This window comes from Pseudaeromonas paramecii (assembly GCF_039540575.1).
Classification (GTDB): Bacteria; Pseudomonadota; Gammaproteobacteria; order Enterobacterales; family Aeromonadaceae; genus Pseudaeromonas; species Pseudaeromonas paramecii.
The window spans coordinates 37,005-51,947 of the sequence record NZ_BAABFC010000007.1 but is presented as its reverse complement, the minus strand read 5'-3'; the positions used below and the strand labels follow the sequence as shown (position 1 = coordinate 51,947).

At 63.4% G+C, this 14,943-nt stretch carries 14 protein-coding genes; 10 read left to right on the top strand and 4 right to left on the bottom strand.

Going from position 1 to position 14,943, the window contains the following annotated elements; translation table 11 throughout:
* Positions 1 to 44 precede the first annotated feature (44 nt).
* From acsA to ABD847_RS04935, 5 genes are read left to right on the top strand one after another with little or no spacing between them, the layout of a single operon-like run.
* The gene (acsA, locus tag ABD847_RS04955) at positions 45 to 1,799 is read left to right on the top strand and encodes an acetate--CoA ligase (protein WP_345010654.1); all 1,755 of its coding nucleotides are present in this window, start codon (positions 45 to 47) and stop codon (positions 1,797 to 1,799) included.
* The gene (gene pdhA, locus ABD847_RS04950; RefSeq protein ID WP_345010652.1) at positions 1,796 to 2,779 is read left to right on the top strand and encodes a pyruvate dehydrogenase (acetyl-transferring) E1 component subunit alpha; all 984 of its coding nucleotides are present in this window, start codon (positions 1,796 to 1,798) and stop codon (positions 2,777 to 2,779) included. Before acsA ends, pdhA begins: the two co-directional genes overlap by 4 nt.
* A complete protein-coding gene (locus tag ABD847_RS04945) occupies positions 2,772 to 3,761 on the top strand; it encodes an alpha-ketoacid dehydrogenase subunit beta (RefSeq protein ID WP_345010650.1) in 990 nt (329 codons plus the stop codon). The genes pdhA and ABD847_RS04945 overlap by 8 nt, the downstream gene beginning before the upstream one ends.
* A complete protein-coding gene (locus ABD847_RS04940) occupies positions 3,758 to 4,999 on the top strand; it encodes a dihydrolipoamide acetyltransferase family protein (RefSeq protein ID WP_345010648.1) in 1,242 nt (413 codons plus the stop codon). Before ABD847_RS04945 ends, ABD847_RS04940 begins: the two co-directional genes overlap by 4 nt.
* Positions 4,972 to 5,214 carry a phosphopantetheine-binding protein gene (locus ABD847_RS04935; RefSeq protein WP_345010646.1) on the top strand — a complete coding sequence of 81 codons (243 nt, stop codon included), beginning with the start codon at positions 4,972 to 4,974 and terminating at the stop codon, positions 5,212 to 5,214. Before ABD847_RS04940 ends, ABD847_RS04935 begins: the two co-directional genes overlap by 28 nt.
* A gap of 57 nt (positions 5,215 to 5,271) precedes the next feature.
* Here ABD847_RS04935 and fabB read toward each other — a convergent pair whose 3' ends face one another.
* Positions 5,272 to 6,486 carry a beta-ketoacyl-ACP synthase I gene (fabB, locus tag ABD847_RS04930; protein ID WP_345010644.1) on the bottom strand — a complete coding sequence of 405 codons (1,215 nt, stop codon included), beginning with the start codon at positions 6,484 to 6,486 and terminating at the stop codon, positions 5,272 to 5,274.
* Between the two features lie 123 nt (positions 6,487 to 6,609).
* On the opposite strand from fabB, the gene mnmC reads away from it, so the two are divergent.
* Positions 6,610 to 8,484, top strand: coding sequence for a bifunctional tRNA (5-methylaminomethyl-2-thiouridine)(34)-methyltransferase MnmC2/FAD-dependent 5-carboxymethylaminomethyl-2-thiouridine(34) oxidoreductase MnmC1 (gene mnmC, locus ABD847_RS04925; RefSeq protein ID WP_345010643.1), 1,875 nt, complete (start codon positions 6,610 to 6,612; stop codon positions 8,482 to 8,484).
* Between the two features lie 59 nt (positions 8,485 to 8,543).
* On the opposite strand, the gene ABD847_RS04920 is transcribed toward mnmC, so the two are convergent.
* Positions 8,544 to 9,173 carry a DUF922 domain-containing protein gene (locus ABD847_RS04920; RefSeq protein ID WP_345010642.1) on the bottom strand — a complete coding sequence of 210 codons (630 nt, stop codon included), beginning with the start codon at positions 9,171 to 9,173 and terminating at the stop codon, positions 8,544 to 8,546.
* 262 nt (positions 9,174 to 9,435) lie between these two features.
* Here ABD847_RS04920 and corA point away from each other — a divergent pair, with 262 nt between their 5' ends.
* Complete coding sequence (corA, locus tag ABD847_RS04915) at positions 9,436 to 10,383, top strand: magnesium/cobalt transporter CorA (protein WP_345010641.1); 948 nt, start codon at positions 9,436 to 9,438, stop codon at positions 10,381 to 10,383.
* Positions 10,384 to 10,444: 61 nt separating this feature from the next.
* Here the strand turns inward: corA and ABD847_RS04910 are convergent, their stop codons facing one another.
* A complete protein-coding gene (locus ABD847_RS04910; protein ID WP_345010639.1) occupies positions 10,445 to 11,065 on the bottom strand; it encodes a lysozyme inhibitor LprI family protein in 621 nt (206 codons plus the stop codon).
* A 348-nt stretch (positions 11,066 to 11,413) separates the two neighbouring features.
* Here ABD847_RS04910 and nrdD point away from each other — a divergent pair, with 348 nt between their 5' ends.
* Complete coding sequence (gene nrdD / locus ABD847_RS04905) at positions 11,414 to 13,531, top strand: anaerobic ribonucleoside-triphosphate reductase (RefSeq protein ID WP_345010637.1); 2,118 nt, start codon at positions 11,414 to 11,416, stop codon at positions 13,529 to 13,531.
* 51 nt (positions 13,532 to 13,582) lie between these two features.
* Here the strand turns inward: nrdD and ABD847_RS04900 are convergent, their stop codons facing one another.
* Positions 13,583 to 13,927 carry a DUF805 domain-containing protein gene (locus tag ABD847_RS04900; protein ID WP_345010636.1) on the bottom strand — a complete coding sequence of 115 codons (345 nt, stop codon included), beginning with the start codon at positions 13,925 to 13,927 and terminating at the stop codon, positions 13,583 to 13,585.
* A gap of 149 nt (positions 13,928 to 14,076) precedes the next feature.
* On the opposite strand from ABD847_RS04900, the gene nrdG reads away from it, so the two are divergent.
* Both nrdG and ABD847_RS04890 read left to right on the top strand, forming a co-directional pair.
* The gene (gene nrdG / locus ABD847_RS04895; protein ID WP_345010635.1) at positions 14,077 to 14,613 is read left to right on the top strand and encodes an anaerobic ribonucleoside-triphosphate reductase-activating protein; all 537 of its coding nucleotides are present in this window, start codon (positions 14,077 to 14,079) and stop codon (positions 14,611 to 14,613) included.
* On the top strand, positions 14,607 to 14,915 hold the full coding sequence (locus tag ABD847_RS04890; RefSeq protein WP_345010633.1) for an HlyU family transcriptional regulator: 309 nt from the start codon (positions 14,607 to 14,609) through the stop codon (positions 14,913 to 14,915). Before nrdG ends, ABD847_RS04890 begins: the two co-directional genes overlap by 7 nt.
* The last annotated feature ends 28 nt before the right edge of the window (positions 14,916 to 14,943 follow it).

Genomic DNA, 14,943 nt, shown 5'->3' with positions numbered 1-14,943 from the left:
TGGTCTAGGCTTCTGATAGGTGTTCATGTCACCGGAGGCCCCAGATGCCCACGCCCCCCATCCTCAAGGATCCCACCCAGGCCAGCCGCCACAACCTCGACGACTATGCTCGCTGCTACGCCAGCTTCGACTGGCAACAGGCCCAGGCCCAGATCAAGGGGCTGGGTCTGGCCCTCAACATCGCCTATGAGGCGGTGGATCGCCATGTAGAAGAAGGCCATGGCGAGCTGGTCGCCCTGCGCTGGCTGGGCAAAGACGGCCAGCAGGTCGACATCAGCTACCAGCAATTGATGGCCGACACCGCCCGCTTCGCCAACCTGTTGGCCAGCCTGGACGTGCAACCCGGCGATACCGTCTTTGGCCTGTGCCACCGGGTGCCCCAGCTCTACACGGCGCTGCTCGGCAGCCTCAAGTTCGGCGCCGTCTTCTCGCCCCTGTTCAGCGCCTTCGGCCCCGAGCCCATCCAGGCCCGCATGGCCATCGGCCAGGCCAAGGTGCTGGTGACCAGCGAAGCCCTCTACCGCAAGAAGGTGCAGCGCTGGCGCCACGAGCTGCCGAGCCTGCAGCAGGTGCTGCTGTTCGACATCCAGGGAGAGCTGCCGGACGGCTGCCTGGATCTGGACGCCCTGCTGCCCCAGGCCAGCGACGACTTTTCCCCCCATCGCAGCAATCCTGAAGATCTGGCGCTGCTGCACTTCACCTCCGGCACTACCGGCAAGCCCAAGGGCGCCATGCACGTGCACAAGGCGGTGATCTACCACGCCTACTCGGGGCGCATGGCGCTGGATCTGCAACCGGGGGACATCTTCTGGTGCACGGCGGACCCGGGCTGGGTCACGGGCACCAGCTACGGCATCATCTCCCCCCTGTGCAACCGGGTGACCCTAATCATCGATGAGCAGGAGTTCGATCCCCAGCATTGGTACCAGCTGCTGGCCCGGCAGCGGGTCAACGTCTGGTACACGGCCCCCACCGCCATCCGCATGCTGATGAAGGCCGGCGCCGCCCTGGCCCTGGGCCACGATCTCAGTGCCCTGCGCTTCATGGCCAGCGTGGGGGAACCCCTCAATCCGGAGGCGGTGCTCTGGGGCCAGCAGGTCTTCGGCATGCCGTTTCACGACAACTGGTGGCAGAGCGAGACCGGCGGCATCATGATCGCCAACTTCGCCGCCGAGCCCGTCTATCCCGGCTCCATGGGCCGTCCCTTGCCCGGTATCCGCGCCGCCATCGCCCTGCATCAGCCTGACGGCAGCATTCAGATCAGCGACAGTCCCAACCAGATAGGTGAGCTGGTCCTCAAGCCCGGCTGGCCTTCCATGTTCCGCGGCTACCTACACGAGGAGGCCCGCTATCAGAAGTGCTTCGTCGACGGCTGGTACCTCTCCGGCGATCTGGCCCGCCAGGACGAGCACGGCTTCTTCTGGTTTGTCGGCCGGGCGGATGATGTCATCAAGTCCGCCGGCCACCTCATAGGGCCCTTCGAGGTAGAGAGCGTGCTGATGGAACACCCAGCGGTGGCGGAGGTAGGCGTCATCGGCCTGCCGGACGAGATGGCTGGCGAGGTGGTCAAGGCCTTCGTGGCCTTGAAACCGGGTTACGAGCCCGACGAAGCCCTGCAACTGGCGTTGCTGGGCCATGCCCGCTCCCGTCTGGGGCCCGCCGTTGCGCCGCGTGAGATCGCCTTTCGCCACAACCTGCCCAAGACCCGCAGTGGCAAGATCATGCGCCGCCTGCTCAAGGCCCGGGAGCTGGGGTTGCCGGAGGGGGATCTCTCCACCCTGGAGAGTGACGAGTCATGAACAAGCCACATCTGAACCCGTCCCAGCTGCAGCAGCTGCTCTACCAGATGCTGCGGATCCGTCGCTTCGAAGAGCGCTGTGCCGAGCTGTACCAGCAGGAGAAGATCCGTGGCTTCCTGCACCTGTACAACGGCGAGGAGGCGGTGGCGGTAGGGGTGATCCAGGCCCTGACGCCTGCCGATGCCCTGCTTTCTACCTATCGGGAACACGGCCATGCCCTGGCCCGCGGCGTGAGCATGAACGCCATCATGGCCGAGCTGTTCGGCAAGCAGAGCGGCTGCAGCGGTGGCCGCGGCGGCTCCATGCACCTGTTTGATGTGGCCCACCGCTTCTACGGCGGCAATGCCATCGTCGCCGGCGGCCTGCCCCTGGCGGTGGGGCTGGCCCTGGCGGACAAGATGCAGGGGCGGCGTCCGGTCACCGCCTGCTTCTTCGGCGACGGCGCCACCAGTGAGGGTGAGTTTCACGAGAGCCTCAACCTGGCCGCCCTGTGGCAGCTGCCCATCTTGTTTGTCTGCGAGAACAACCGCTATGCCATGGGCACGGCCCTGGAATACGAGATGGGCAATCCCCAGCTGACTCAGCGGGTGGCCGCCTATGGCATGGATGCCCAGTCGGTGGATGGCATGAACGTGGTGGCGGTCTTGAGCGCCGCCCAGCTCGCCTGTGAGGCCATCCGCACCGGCGGCGGCCCTGTGTTTATCGAATGCCAGACCTACCGCTTTCGCGGCCACTCCATGTTCGATGCCCAGCTCTACCGGGAGCCTGCTGAGATTGCCCAGTGGAAGACCCGCTGCCCGATTGACCAACTGAGCCAGTGGTTGCGGGCCAATGACCAATTGGAGGAAGCCCAGCTCACCGCCCTGGAGCAGCAGGTGGAGGCCGAAATCGACGTCGCCGTGGCCTTCGCCGAGGCGGCTCCCCTTGAGCCCACCGAGGCCCTGCTACACCACCTGGTCACGGAGGCACCCCATGAGTGAAGCCAAGACCGAGCTGACCTATCGGGAGGCGATCAAAGCCGCCCTGCGGGAGGCCCTGCAGCAGGATCCCCGGGTATTCTTGATGGGTGAGGATGTGGGCCATTACGGCGGCTGCTATGCGGTGAGCAAGGGCCTGCTGGAGGAGTTCGGCCCGGAGCGCATCCTGGACACCCCACTGTCCGAGTCGGGCTTCGTCGGGGCCGGCATCGGTGCCGCCTTGGGCGGCATGCGGCCCATCGTCGAGGTGATGACGGTGAACTTCAGCCTGCTGGCGCTGGATCAGATCGTCAACAATGCCGCCACCTTGCGCCACATGTCCGGCGGCCAGGTCTCGGTGCCCCTGGTGATCCGCATGGCCTGTGGTGCCGGCCGCCAGCTGGCCGCCCAGCACAGCCACAGTTTCGAGGGCTGGTACGCTCATATCCCGGGGATCAAGGTGCTCTGCCCCGCCACCGTCACCGATGCCCGCTACATGCTGGGCCAGGCCCTGGCGGATCCCGACCCCGTGATCCTGTTCGAGCATGTGATGCTCTATAACCGCCAGGAGTCCGTGGCGGATGGCCCGGCGGCGCCCATGACCCAGGCCCTGGTGCGGCGGCCAGGGCTGACCCTCAGCCTGTTCACCTGGGGAGGCAACCTGCCCAAGGCCTTGGCGGCGGCGGAACGCCTGGCCGAGGAAGGCATAGAGGTCGAGGTGGTGGATCTGCGCTGTCTGCGCCCCTTGGACAAACCCAGCCTGCTGGCCTCCCTGGCCAAGACCCACAAGGCGCTGATCGTCGATGAGGCCTGGAAGCAGGGGGGCATGAGTGCCGAGATTGCCGCCTTTGTTGCCGAGGAGGGCTTCTGGCTGCTGGATGCCCCCCTGGCCCGGGTGTGCAGCGCCGAGGTGCCCATCCCCTACCCCGCCCACCTGGAGCAGGCCGCCCTGCCGTCGGTGGAGCGCATCCTGGCTGCCGCCCGGTCTCTGGTGGCGAACCGATGAAGACCATCCCCATGCCCTCCTTTGGCGCCGACATGGCCGAAGGCACCCTGATCGAGTGGCAGGTGAAACCCGGAGACAGGCTCAGCCGTGGCCAGGTGGTGGCGGTGATCGAAACCAACAAGGGGGCCATCGAGCTGGATCTGTTCGAAGAAGGCATAGTGGACGCCTGCCTGCTGGGGCTGGGGCAGACCGCCCGGGTCGGCACCCCCATACTCCGGCTGCGGGATCCTGCCGAGGCCGCCAGTGCCACGCCACAGGATGCCAGCGTTCCCGTCTCGCCCCAGACCGCACCAGCCGGCGAGGCGCTGCCGGCCCATGCCGAGGCCGCGGCCCCGGCGCCGGGTGCCCCCCTGCGTCACGCCGGTTTTCTGCCCGCCAGCCCCGCCGCCCGGGCATGGGCAACGACACTGGGCCTGCCCCTGGCCAGCATTCACGGCAGCGGGCCAGACGGGGCCATCCTCCTGCGGGATATCGAGGCCAGCCAAGCTGAGGCCCGGGCCAAATCGGCTGAACGCCTTGTCACCGCCCCGGCCAGCGGAGGCGGGCTGGATATGGCCGCCATGCGCGCCGCCATCAGTGCCACCGTCAGCCGCGCGAAAAAAGAGATCCCCCACTACTACCTGAGCCTGGATGTCTGCCTGGGCGCCGTGCAGGACCAACTGACCGCCGGCAACGCCCAGCGGGCGGTGGAGGATCGCCTGCTGCTGGCCGCCCCCCTGCTGTGCGCCATCGCCCGCACCCTGAGCCGTCATCCCGAACTCAACGGCAGCTGGCGTGATGACCAGTATCAGGGCTGCCAGGAGGTTAACCTGGCCAATGCCATCAGCCTGCGGGGTGGCGGTCTGCTGATGCCGGTGATCCCCCAGGCTCAGCAGTTGGACGCCCCCGGCATGATGGCTTGGCTCAACCGCCTGGTGGACAAGGCTCGCCATGGCAATCTGCGCCATTCGGAACTCAATGGCGCCACCTGTACCGTCAGCAACCTGGGTGAGCGGGGCGCCGATCGTCTGCTGGCAGTCATCTATCCGCCCCAGGTGGCCATTCTTGGGCTGGGCCGGCCACGCCAGGCGCCCTGGGTACTGAACGGGCAACTGACGGTGGCGCCAGTGATCACCATCAGCCTGAGCGCCGATCACAGGGTGAGTGACGGCCACCAGGGCGCCCTCTTCCTGCACGAGCTGGACAAGCTGCTACAACAACCGGAGGTCTTATGGACACCACTGACGCCCTCACCCTGATCCAGACCGAACTCTACCGCATCGCTCCTGAGCTGATGGGCGGCGAGCTACCCCTAAACGAAGATCTGCGGGATGCCGCCGATCTCGACTCCATGGACTTCCTGCGGCTGGTGGCTGCGGTCAGCAAACAGAGCCAGTGCATCATTCCCGAGGCGGATTATCCGAAGATCCTCACCCTGCAGGACTTTGCCAGCTATCTGGCCCAGCCCCGATAAGCGGATAAAACAAAGGGGCCATCAGGCCCCTTCTTTCGGACAAACCAGAACGTCTGCTTAGCCCTTGTACTTGCTCATCACCAGAGTGGCATTGGTACCGCCAAAGCCGAAGCTGTTGGACATGACGGTGTTGAGCTCAGCCTCTTCGTAGGCGGTGACGATGGGCAGGCCAACGGCTTCGGCATCCAGCTCGTCGATGTTGATGCTGGGGGCGATGAAACCGTGCTCCATCATCAGCAGGGAGTAGATGGCCTCATGCACACCGGCGGCGCCCAGGGAGTGACCACTCATGGCCTTGGTGGCAGAGATCTTGGGCGCCTTGTCACCAAACACCTCGCGGATGGCCTTGAGTTCCTGCACATCACCCACAGGGGTGGAGGTGCCGTGGGTGTTCAGGTAATCGATGGGGCCCGGCGCAGTGGCCATGGCCTGGCGCATGCAGCGCACCGCACCTTCACCGGACGGCGCCACCATGTCATAGCCGTCGGAGGTGGCACCGTAGCCGGTGATCTCGGCGTAGATCTTGGCACCACGGGCCAGAGCATGCTCCAGCTCTTCCACCACCACAATACCGCCACCACCGGCGATGACGAAGCCATCCCGGTTGGCATCATAGGTACGGGAGGCCAGCTCGGGGTTCTCGTTGTACTTGGTGGACAGGGCGCCCATGGCGTCGAACAGACAGGCCATGGTCCAGTCCAGCTCTTCACCACCACCGGCAAACACCACGTCCTGTTTGCCCAGCTGGATCTGCTCTACGGCGTGACCGATGCAGTGGGAAGAGGTGGCACAGGCGGAGCTGATGGAATAGTTGATGCCCTTGATCTTGAAGGGGGTGGCCAGACAGGCGGAGGTGGTGGACGACATGGTGCGGGGCACCATGTAGGGACCAACACGCCGCACGCCCTTGTCACGCAAGGTGTCACAGGCTTCCAGCTGGTTCTTGGAGGAAGCGCCACCGGAGCCGGTCACCAGACCGGTACGCTCGTTGGATACCTGTTCTTCGGTCAGGCCAGAATCGGCAACGGCCTGTTGCATGGAGAGGTAGGCGTAGGCAGCCGCCTCGCCCATGAAACGCATCACCTTGCGATCGATGAGGGTGCTGGGATCCAGTTTGATGTTGCCCCATACCCGGGAACGCAGGTTCATCTGCTCGAACTGCTCGGAGTAGGTAATGCCGGACTTACCCGCCTTCAGGGAGGCGAGGACTTCGGCGACGTTGTTACCCAGGCTGGAGATGATACCGATGCCGGTAATAACAGCTCTTCTCATTGAATGTGGTCTCTGTTGATAGATATGGACAAACCCTAGCCGAGTTTACCGTTTTTGGCCTCAACAACTGGTCTGCTTTCACGTAGAATCCCAGCGCTTTTTGTGAGCCGAGCCGAGGTATGCATGTCTACTCCCGCCCTGACCCCAGCCAGCGTGCACTGGAACGAACAAGGTACGCCGGTGGCCGACACCTTTGATGACGTCTACTTCTCCAACGACAACGGGCTGGAGGAGACCCGCCATGTGTTCCTGCACCACAATGGTCTGCCCGAACGCTGGCACCACCACGACAGGCCCCTGTTTGTGGTGGGGGAAACCGGCTTCGGCACCGGCCTTAACTTCCTGGCGCTGTGGCAGAGCTTTCGCCTCTACCGGCAGCAGCAGCCACAAGGCGCGGTACAACGACTGCATTTTATCAGCACAGAGAAGTACCCTTTATGTCAGGCGGATCTGCAACGGGCGCTGGCGGCCTGGCCCATGCTGGCGGAGCTGACCGAACCACTGCTTGCCCAGTATCCTCTGCCGCTGCCCGGCTGTCACCGATTGATCCTGGATGAGGGGCGCGTAACCCTGGATTTGTGGTTTGGCGATGTGAACGACAGCCTGCCGCAATGGCCGGCGCAAGAGGCTGGCTGGGTGGATGCCTGGTTTCTGGACGGCTTTGCCCCCAGCAAAAATCCCCAGATGTGGCAGCAAGACCTGTTTGAGCAACTCTATCGGCTGGCCCGCCCCGGCGCCACCCTGGCCACCTTTACCTGTGCCGGCTTCGTGCGCCGCGGCCTGCAGGCCGCCGGCTTCACCATGGCCAAGGTGCCGGGTCACGGCAGCAAACGGGAGATGCTGGCGGGCCACAAGCCAGGTCAGGCCGCACCGTCCCCCGCCCTGCCCACCATCACCCTGATAGGTGGTGGCATTGCCTCCGCCTGTCTGGCCGAGGCCCTCACCCGGCGTGGCCAGGCGGTACGGCTGCTCTGCGCCGATCCAGCGCCAGCACAAGGCGCCTCAGGCAACCGCCAGGGCGCCCTCTACCCCCTGCTGAACCCCAATGCCCCTGTGCTGAGCCAGTTCTACGCCACAGCCTTCATCCTGGCCCGTCGCCTGTATGATGGGCTCGCCGACAGGGTGGATCACAGCTGGTGTGGTGTCATCCAGTTTGCCCAGGATGCCAAGGCCCAGCGCAAGCTGCAGGCCCTCACCGAGGCAGGCTACCCGGTGCAGCTGGTCGAGGCCTTGAGCCCGACCCAGCGGGACGACCTGGCCGGCCTGTCCTTGGCAGGCACGGCGGTACACTATCCCCAAGGCGGCTGGATCTGCCCGGCCCAGCTAACCCAGGCGTTGCTCGATCGCGCTCAGGCCAGCGGCCGGCTGGAGCTCGTCACCGACTGTCGCATAAGCCACTGTGCGCCCACAGAGCAAGGTTGGCAGCTCACCGACCAGCATGGCCGCCACTGGTCGGCCCCCATCTTGGTGGTGGCCGCCGGCCATGAGACGCCACACCTGCCGGGTCTGGCGGACGTGCCGATGAGCGCGGTACGCGGTCAGGTCACGCATCTGGCGCCCCAGGCCGCCTTGCAGCCCCTCAATACCGTGCTGTGTTATGGCGGCTATCTCACGCCCCTAGGCCCCTTGGGCCACTGCATCGGCGCCAGCTTCGAGCGGGAGTTTGACCAGCTTGACTACAGCCCCAGCGAGCAGGCGGCGAATCTTGCCAAGCTGCAGCAGGCGCTGCCCAATGCGTCCTGGCCACAGCAGCTGCAGCTGGGCGAGGAGGCCCGGGTGAGTGTGCGGGCCACAGTACGGGATCATCTACCCATCGTGGGCCCATGGGCGTCGGCCGGGGACCCTCTGTGGCTGCTCACCGGTCTGGGGGCCCGGGGCCTGTGTTCTGCCCCTCTGCTGGCCGAGGTGCTGGCAGCGCAACTGCTGAACGAGCCCATTCCTCTGGCGGCGGATCTGCTGGCTGCCATCGACAGCCAGCGCTTTTCCACCGCCGGCTAGGGTGGCAGGCAGCAAAAAGGGGCGCGATGCGCCCCTTCTTTCGTTGTTAGTTTGCCGTTCTACAGGCCTGTCGGGAGGCTCATGCCCAGATGCTTGCCGTTGGCGGTCTCTTTTTGATAGCGCCGCACCTGCTGGCGGGCATCGTTAAGCTCCTGGCGCCCCAGGGCGTCCGCCTGCTGGCGCAACAACTGGCAAGACTCCGCCTTCGGCAGCTCGGCGATGCCCTGGCCGATGCGTTCACTGGTGGAAAGCACCAGATCCTTATGCCAGGCCTCGTATTCCAGCATGCTGCCCAAGAAGCCGTTCCAGCGCTCCTGGGCATCGGCGTTGAGCTTGGAGAGCTGCAACCAGTTGGGCACCAATACATCCACCTGGGTCTTTACCTTGACCCCATAGAGGTAACAGGCCCCCTTGCGCTGGCTGGTATCCAGTTGCCAGTCCACCTTGTAGATGGCCCGTCCTACCGCCCGACGCCCTGACTGCCCCACCGGGGCCTGGCGCAGTATGCTGCTGGACAGCTGTGCCGGAGTGGCCGCATCCAGATCGTAGAAGCGGAAATTCACACTGGTCTTGGGCTCGATCTTGACGTTGGCGTAGTGATCGGCCGCCTGCACTGTGCCACACAAAAGCAGGCCCCCCAGGATCAGGGCCAAGGGGCGGATCCGTGACTCCCTGCCGCATGCAGTCATGGCATCATCCTTACACATCTTCTGACGCATTAACCGAAACCATTGTATTTCGTACACTATTGACCGGGGGTAACATAGCATAGGCGAGACTCATAGGAGCAAGAGATTCTGTGATCTCCCTTAAACTACCCGGCATGCGCTGGAGGATGCCGCGCCCAATAATTAGCCGGTCGCGCCTGCTCAGACCTGACTTTGTCACCTTGGGCGAGTATAGTGCGGGCGTTTACACTAGAGCCATAAAACAGTTGGAAAAGGGGACGAAATGATTACCGCCTACATGCTGCATAATCAGGTGCTGGAAGTGGTGCCCCTCACCACCAACGACGTTCTGCCCCCCAACACCATCTGGCTGGATGCCTACAAGCCCGATGATGACGAGCGGGAGTGGCTCAGCGGCCTGTTTCTGGAAGATGTGCCCGAAGAAGAGGAGCTGGACGAGATCGAGGCCTCGGCCCGTTTCTACTGGGACACCGACGGTCTGCACATTCTCTCCCTGTTCCCCCAGCGCATCGGCGGCGAAACCCGCGGCGTCAACATGTCCTTCACCCTGCGCAACAACCTGCTGATCAGCTTCCGTGAGGAGGACATCGGTGTGGTGCGTCTGCTGCGCCACTACCTGCGCCACGACAGGGTGGAGATCACCGACGCCATGGACGTGCTGCTGGAGCTGCAGGATCTCAAGGTGGAGTACCTCTCCGATCTGATTGAGGACGGCTACACCACCCTGGAGGAAACCTCGGAACAGGTGCTCAACGACGATGAAATCTACGACATGTTGAAGGAGCTGATGGAGCAGGAAGAGACCAACAGCCAAATCCGTCTGGCCCTGCACGACACCCGACGCGCCCTGCGCTTCGTGCGCCGCACCGTGCGTCAACAGCTGACCAACAAGCAGAAGAAGGCCATCGATGAGGTATTGCATGACATCGAATCCCTGCTGCCCCACACCCAGTTCCTGTTCGACAAGATCAACTTCCAGCTGGAGGCGGCCATGGGCTTCACCAACCTGCAGCAAAACAAGGTGATCAAGATTTTCTCGGTGGCGGCCGTGGTGTTCTTGCCTCCTACTTGGATTGCCAGCATCTACGGCATGAACTTTGAGCGGATGCCCGAGCTCTCCTGGGCCTTCGGGTATCCCTTCTCCATCGGCCTGATGCTGATCTCGGCGTTTGCCACCTATTACTTCTTTAAGCGACGCGGCTGGCTCTAGTCGTAGGCCGAGAACAAGAAACCCCGCCATCAGGCGGGGTTTCTTGTTTACATCGAACGCATTATTGCTGCTGGCACTGGCGCCACTGGCCCTGCCATTGAATACGTGCCGCCCCCTTTTGTTCGTCAACGTTGGTGGCCACGCCCCGGTAATGCACACCCATGCCATCGGGATGCAAAAAGGCCAACTCACTCACCGCGTCCTGCTGTACCACCACCGCCGGCGGCTCGGTCGCCAAGAAGCTCACGGCCAGCTCCCCTTCAGGGCAGTGGTAGGGGATAGGTCCCTGGGCGACGATCCGCTCTCTGTGATACCGCCAGTCCAACTCGATCATTCGCTCGGCATAGATCAACTCCAAGCAGCGATGAATGTCCTGGCGCTGGGCACAGGCATTGCGCCGCTGAAACCAGTGATCATGGCTGCGCTCGAGTTCTGTGCCGCCCACTTGGGCAAGCTCCTGCATCTTGGCCTTGAGCTGCTTGTCCAAGGCCACGAGTGTGGTGCGCTCACAAACGGTGCGATTCACCGCATCGCTGATGAGACGGCAGGATGGATCATTGGTGCGAGACGGCGGGCGCTTGGTGGGCACCCGCTTGGTCGCCTCCTCTGCCAGGCTGGCGCCGGAGGTCAAGAGAAAAAGTGTGCAACAAGCCCACACCAGGGGGCGAAAACCAGGCAACAAGGCGAACCTCCTCACAGACTGCACTCAGGGCAGGCGCTAGCTTACACGCTGGGCCCCATCCCTGGCAAAGCCGCCGCACAGGCCTCATTCCAGCTGGCCAAATAACGGTCAAATGGAACCATGAATCCGATCGCATCTTTCGGCCAACGCTTGACCCATCCCTCGAAAACCCTGCGCTGGATCAATAAATTCGGCGTCGCGATTGTGCTTAATACCCACCACATATAGGCAAGGAGCTACACAAAGACCCAACATGTTGTGTAAGCAGGGTCAACTTTTCGTCAGCCCCCCGCCACAGTAGCGCCCCCTCGCGGCGCCCTCTTTGCCACTCTCACAGGAGTCAAGCGCGTGAAACCAGTTGTCATCAAACGGGATGGGTGTCGTGTGCCCTTTAGCGGCATGCGCATCATAGAGGCGGTCGCCAAGGCCGCCGAGGCGGTAGGCGTCAAGGATCTGGCCTATTGTGCCCAGGTGGCCGAACAGGTGGCCCAGCGCCTGAGCGAACAGGATGAGGTGGCCATCGGCGACATCCAGTTGCTGGTGGAAAACCAGCTGATGGCGGGCCCCCACAAGGAGATGGCCCGCGCCTACATCGAATACCGTCACGACCGGGATCTGGCCCGGGAGAAGCAAGGGCGCCTCAATCAGGAGATCCAGGGGTTGGTGCAGCAGAGCAACTCGGATCTGCTGAACGAGAACGCCAACAAGGACTCCAAGGTGATCCCCACCCAGCGGGATCTGCTGGCCGGCATCGTCGCCAAACACTACGCCAAGCAGTACCTGCTGCCGCGGGACGTGGTGCAGGCTCACGAACGGGGTGAGCTGCACTTCCACGATCTGGACTATTCCCCCTTCTTCCCCATGTTCAACTGCATGCTGATCGACCTGCAGGGCATGCTGACCCACGGCTTCAAGATGGGCAATGCGGAGATCGACACCCCCAAGTCCATCAGCACCGCCACCGCGGTCACCGCCCAAATCATCGCCCAGGTGGCCAGCCACATCTATGGCGGCACCACCATCAACCGCATCGACGAGGTGCTGGCGCCCTATGTCACCAAGAGCTACGACAAGCACCTGGAAGTGGCCCACGAGTGGGGGATCCCGGACGCCGAGGGCTATGCCCACTCCCGTACCGAGAAGGAGTGCTACGACGCCTTCCAGTCCCTGGAGTACGAGGTCAATACCCTGCACACCGCCAACGGCCAAACCCCCTTCGTCACCTTCGGCTTTGGCCTGGGCACCAGCTGGCAGTCCCGCCTGATCCAGGAGTCCATCCTGAAGAACCGCATCGCGGGGCTGGGCAAGAACAAGAAGACCGCCGTCTTCCCCAAGCTGGTGTTTGCCATCCAGGCCGGTCTCAACCACAAGCCGGGCGAGCCCAACTACGACATCAAGCAGCTGGCCCTGGAGTGCGCCAGCAAGCGCATGTACCCGGACATCCTCAACTATGACCAGGTGGTCAAGGTGACCGGCTCCTTCAAGACCCCCATGGGTTGCCGCTCCTTCCTGGGCACCTACGAGGAAAACGGTGAGCTGGTGCACGAAGGCCGCAACAACCTGGGGGTGGTAAGCCTCAACCTGCCGCGCATCGCCCTGGAGGCCCGGGACGAAGCCCACTTCTACGATCTGCTGGACGGCCGCCTGCGCCTGGCCAAGAAGGCGTTGCTGGCCCGCATCGAGCGGCTCAAGGACGTCAAGGCCCGGGTTGCCCCCATCCTCTACATGGAAGGGGCCTGCGGCGTGCGCCTCAAGGCCGACGACAACGTCAGCGAGATCTTCAAGCACGGTCGTGCCTCCATCTCCCTGGGCTACATCGGCATCCATGAGACGGTCAACGCCCTGTATCGGGAACAGGGTCACCTGTTCGACAGCCAGGTGCTGCGGGACAAGGCCCTGAAAATCGTGCAGACCCTGCGTAATGCGGTGGACGAATGGAAGGCCGAGACCGGCTATGGCTTCAGCCTCTACAGCACCCCCAGCGAAAACCTCTGCACCCGGTTTTGCAAGCTGGACGCCAAGGAGTTCGGTGTGGTGGAGGGCGTCACCGACAAGGGCTACTACACCAACAGCTTCCACCTGGACGTGGAGAAGAAGGTGGACCCTTACGCCAAGCTGGACTTCGAGATGGGCTACCCGCCCCTGGCCAATGGCGGCTTCATCTGTTACGGCGAGTACCCCAACATCCAGCACAACCTGGAGGCGCTGGAAGATGTGTGGGACTACAGCTATGACAAGGTGCCCTACTACGGCACCAACACCCCCATCGACGAGTGCTACGACTGCGGCTTCACCGGCGAGTTCGAGTGTACCAGCAAGGGCTTCACCTGCCCCCGCTGCGGCAATCATGACTCCACCCGGGTCTCGGTGACCCGCCGGGTGTGCGGCTACCTGGGCAGCCCGGATGCCCGCCCCTTCAACTCCGGCAAGCAAGAAGAGGTCAAGCGGCGGGTCAAACACCTGTAACCGGACACAAAAAGGGCGCCTTTAGGCGCCCTCTGTCGGTGTTCAGAGACCTTAGGCCGCCTTGGGGTCGGCGCCGAAGCGGTTCTCCTGCTTCTCCCCTTCCAGGCAGAAGAACACCAGCAGCACTATGGCACCGATCAGCGGGATCAGGCCGATGAGCATCCACCAGCCGCTGCGATCCGTGTCATGCAGGCGACGCACGCCCACGGCGATGGCCGGCAGCAGGACCGCCAGGGTGTAGATCAGGTTGATGAAGCCCAGGCCCAGCACGGCGTCCAACACACCGGCGACGATGGAGAAGATGATGTTGAACAGGGTGAACATCCAGTACTCGGTGCGACGCGCACGGCCATTGAAGGTGACGTAGTTCTTCAGGACGGAGATATACCAGTTCATTCCATGATTCCTTTATTAGTGAGGGAGTAATTGAAAGCCCGGCTTCATCCGGGCTTGGAGCCAAATGGTATACAGACCCGACCGTCAAGCCAAGGACGCACATCAAATTTATCGATAAAACAACAACATCTAATGTAAAGGACCGTCCGATGCACTATCACCAGTACTACCCCATCGACGTGGTCAATGGTCCCGGCACTCGGGCCACTCTGTTTGTCTCCGGCTGCGAGCACCAGTGCCGGGGCTGCTACAACCAGAGCACCTGGCGGCTGGACTCCGGTCATCCCTTCGACCCAGCCCTGGCCGATCGCATCATCGCCGATCTCAACAACCCCCGGATCAAGCGTCGCGGCCTGTCGCTGTCCGGCGGCGATCCCCTGCACCCGGCCAACCTGGCGGAGGTCGCGACCCTGGTGGCCCGGGTGCGGGCCGAGTGTCCGGGCAAGGACATCTGGTGCTGGACCGGTTACCGGCTGGAGGAACTCAGCGACGCCCAGTGGCAACTGGTGGAGCAGCTGGATGTGCTGGTGGATGGCCGCTTCGAACAGGCCCTGGCAGACCCGGCCCTGCGCTGGCGCGGCAGCCACAATCAGCGGATCATCCAGTGCCCCCGCCGGCAGGCTTGCGGCGGCAGCCGGGATCAGGCGACACTGACGGCCTCGCATAAGGAGTCAGTGTCATGTTGAAGAAACTGTTTGGCAGCCTGTTTGGTGCCTCGGCCACCGCCCAGGCGGCACCCACCGTGGAACCCGTGGCCTACCAGGGCTATCTCATCTACCCCGAGCCCAAGGCCGAAGGCAGCCAGTTCCGTCTGGCCGGTCGCATCACCCGGCAGCAGGGCGACGAGACCCTGAGTCATACCTTTATCCGTGCCGATCTGCTGCCCAGCGCTCAACAGGCCGAGGAGCTGATGGTGGACAAGGCCAAGCGGCTGATCGATCAGCTGGGTGACGAGCTGTTTACCCCACCCAAGCGGAACCAAGACTAAGGCATTTACCGCTACCTTGCTGTCCCCG

What these genes read in the sequence shown, in the direction of transcription:
- acsA (WP_345010654.1), top strand. Translation starts at nt 45, where the DNA reads ATGCCCACGCCCCCCATCCTCAAGGATCCCACCCAGGCCAGCCGCCAC.
- pdhA (WP_345010652.1), top strand. Translation starts at nt 1,796, where the DNA reads ATGAACAAGCCACATCTGAACCCGTCCCAGCTGCAGCAGCTGCTCTAC.
- ABD847_RS04945 (WP_345010650.1), top strand. Translation starts at nt 2,772, where the DNA reads ATGAGTGAAGCCAAGACCGAGCTGACCTATCGGGAGGCGATCAAAGCC.
- ABD847_RS04940 (WP_345010648.1), top strand. Translation starts at nt 3,758, where the DNA reads ATGAAGACCATCCCCATGCCCTCCTTTGGCGCCGACATGGCCGAAGGC.
- ABD847_RS04935 (WP_345010646.1), top strand. Translation starts at nt 4,972, where the DNA reads ATGGACACCACTGACGCCCTCACCCTGATCCAGACCGAACTCTACCGC.
- fabB (WP_345010644.1), bottom strand. Translation starts at nt 6,486, where the DNA reads ATGAGAAGAGCTGTTATTACCGGCATCGGTATCATCTCCAGCCTGGGT.
- mnmC (WP_345010643.1), top strand. Translation starts at nt 6,610, where the DNA reads ATGTCTACTCCCGCCCTGACCCCAGCCAGCGTGCACTGGAACGAACAA.
- ABD847_RS04920 (WP_345010642.1), bottom strand. Translation starts at nt 9,173, where the DNA reads ATGACTGCATGCGGCAGGGAGTCACGGATCCGCCCCTTGGCCCTGATC.
- corA (WP_345010641.1), top strand. Translation starts at nt 9,436, where the DNA reads ATGATTACCGCCTACATGCTGCATAATCAGGTGCTGGAAGTGGTGCCC.
- ABD847_RS04900 (WP_345010636.1), bottom strand. Translation starts at nt 13,927, where the DNA reads ATGAACTGGTATATCTCCGTCCTGAAGAACTACGTCACCTTCAATGGC.
- nrdG (WP_345010635.1), top strand. Translation starts at nt 14,077, where the DNA reads ATGCACTATCACCAGTACTACCCCATCGACGTGGTCAATGGTCCCGGC.
- ABD847_RS04890 (WP_345010633.1), top strand. Translation starts at nt 14,607, where the DNA reads ATGTTGAAGAAACTGTTTGGCAGCCTGTTTGGTGCCTCGGCCACCGCC.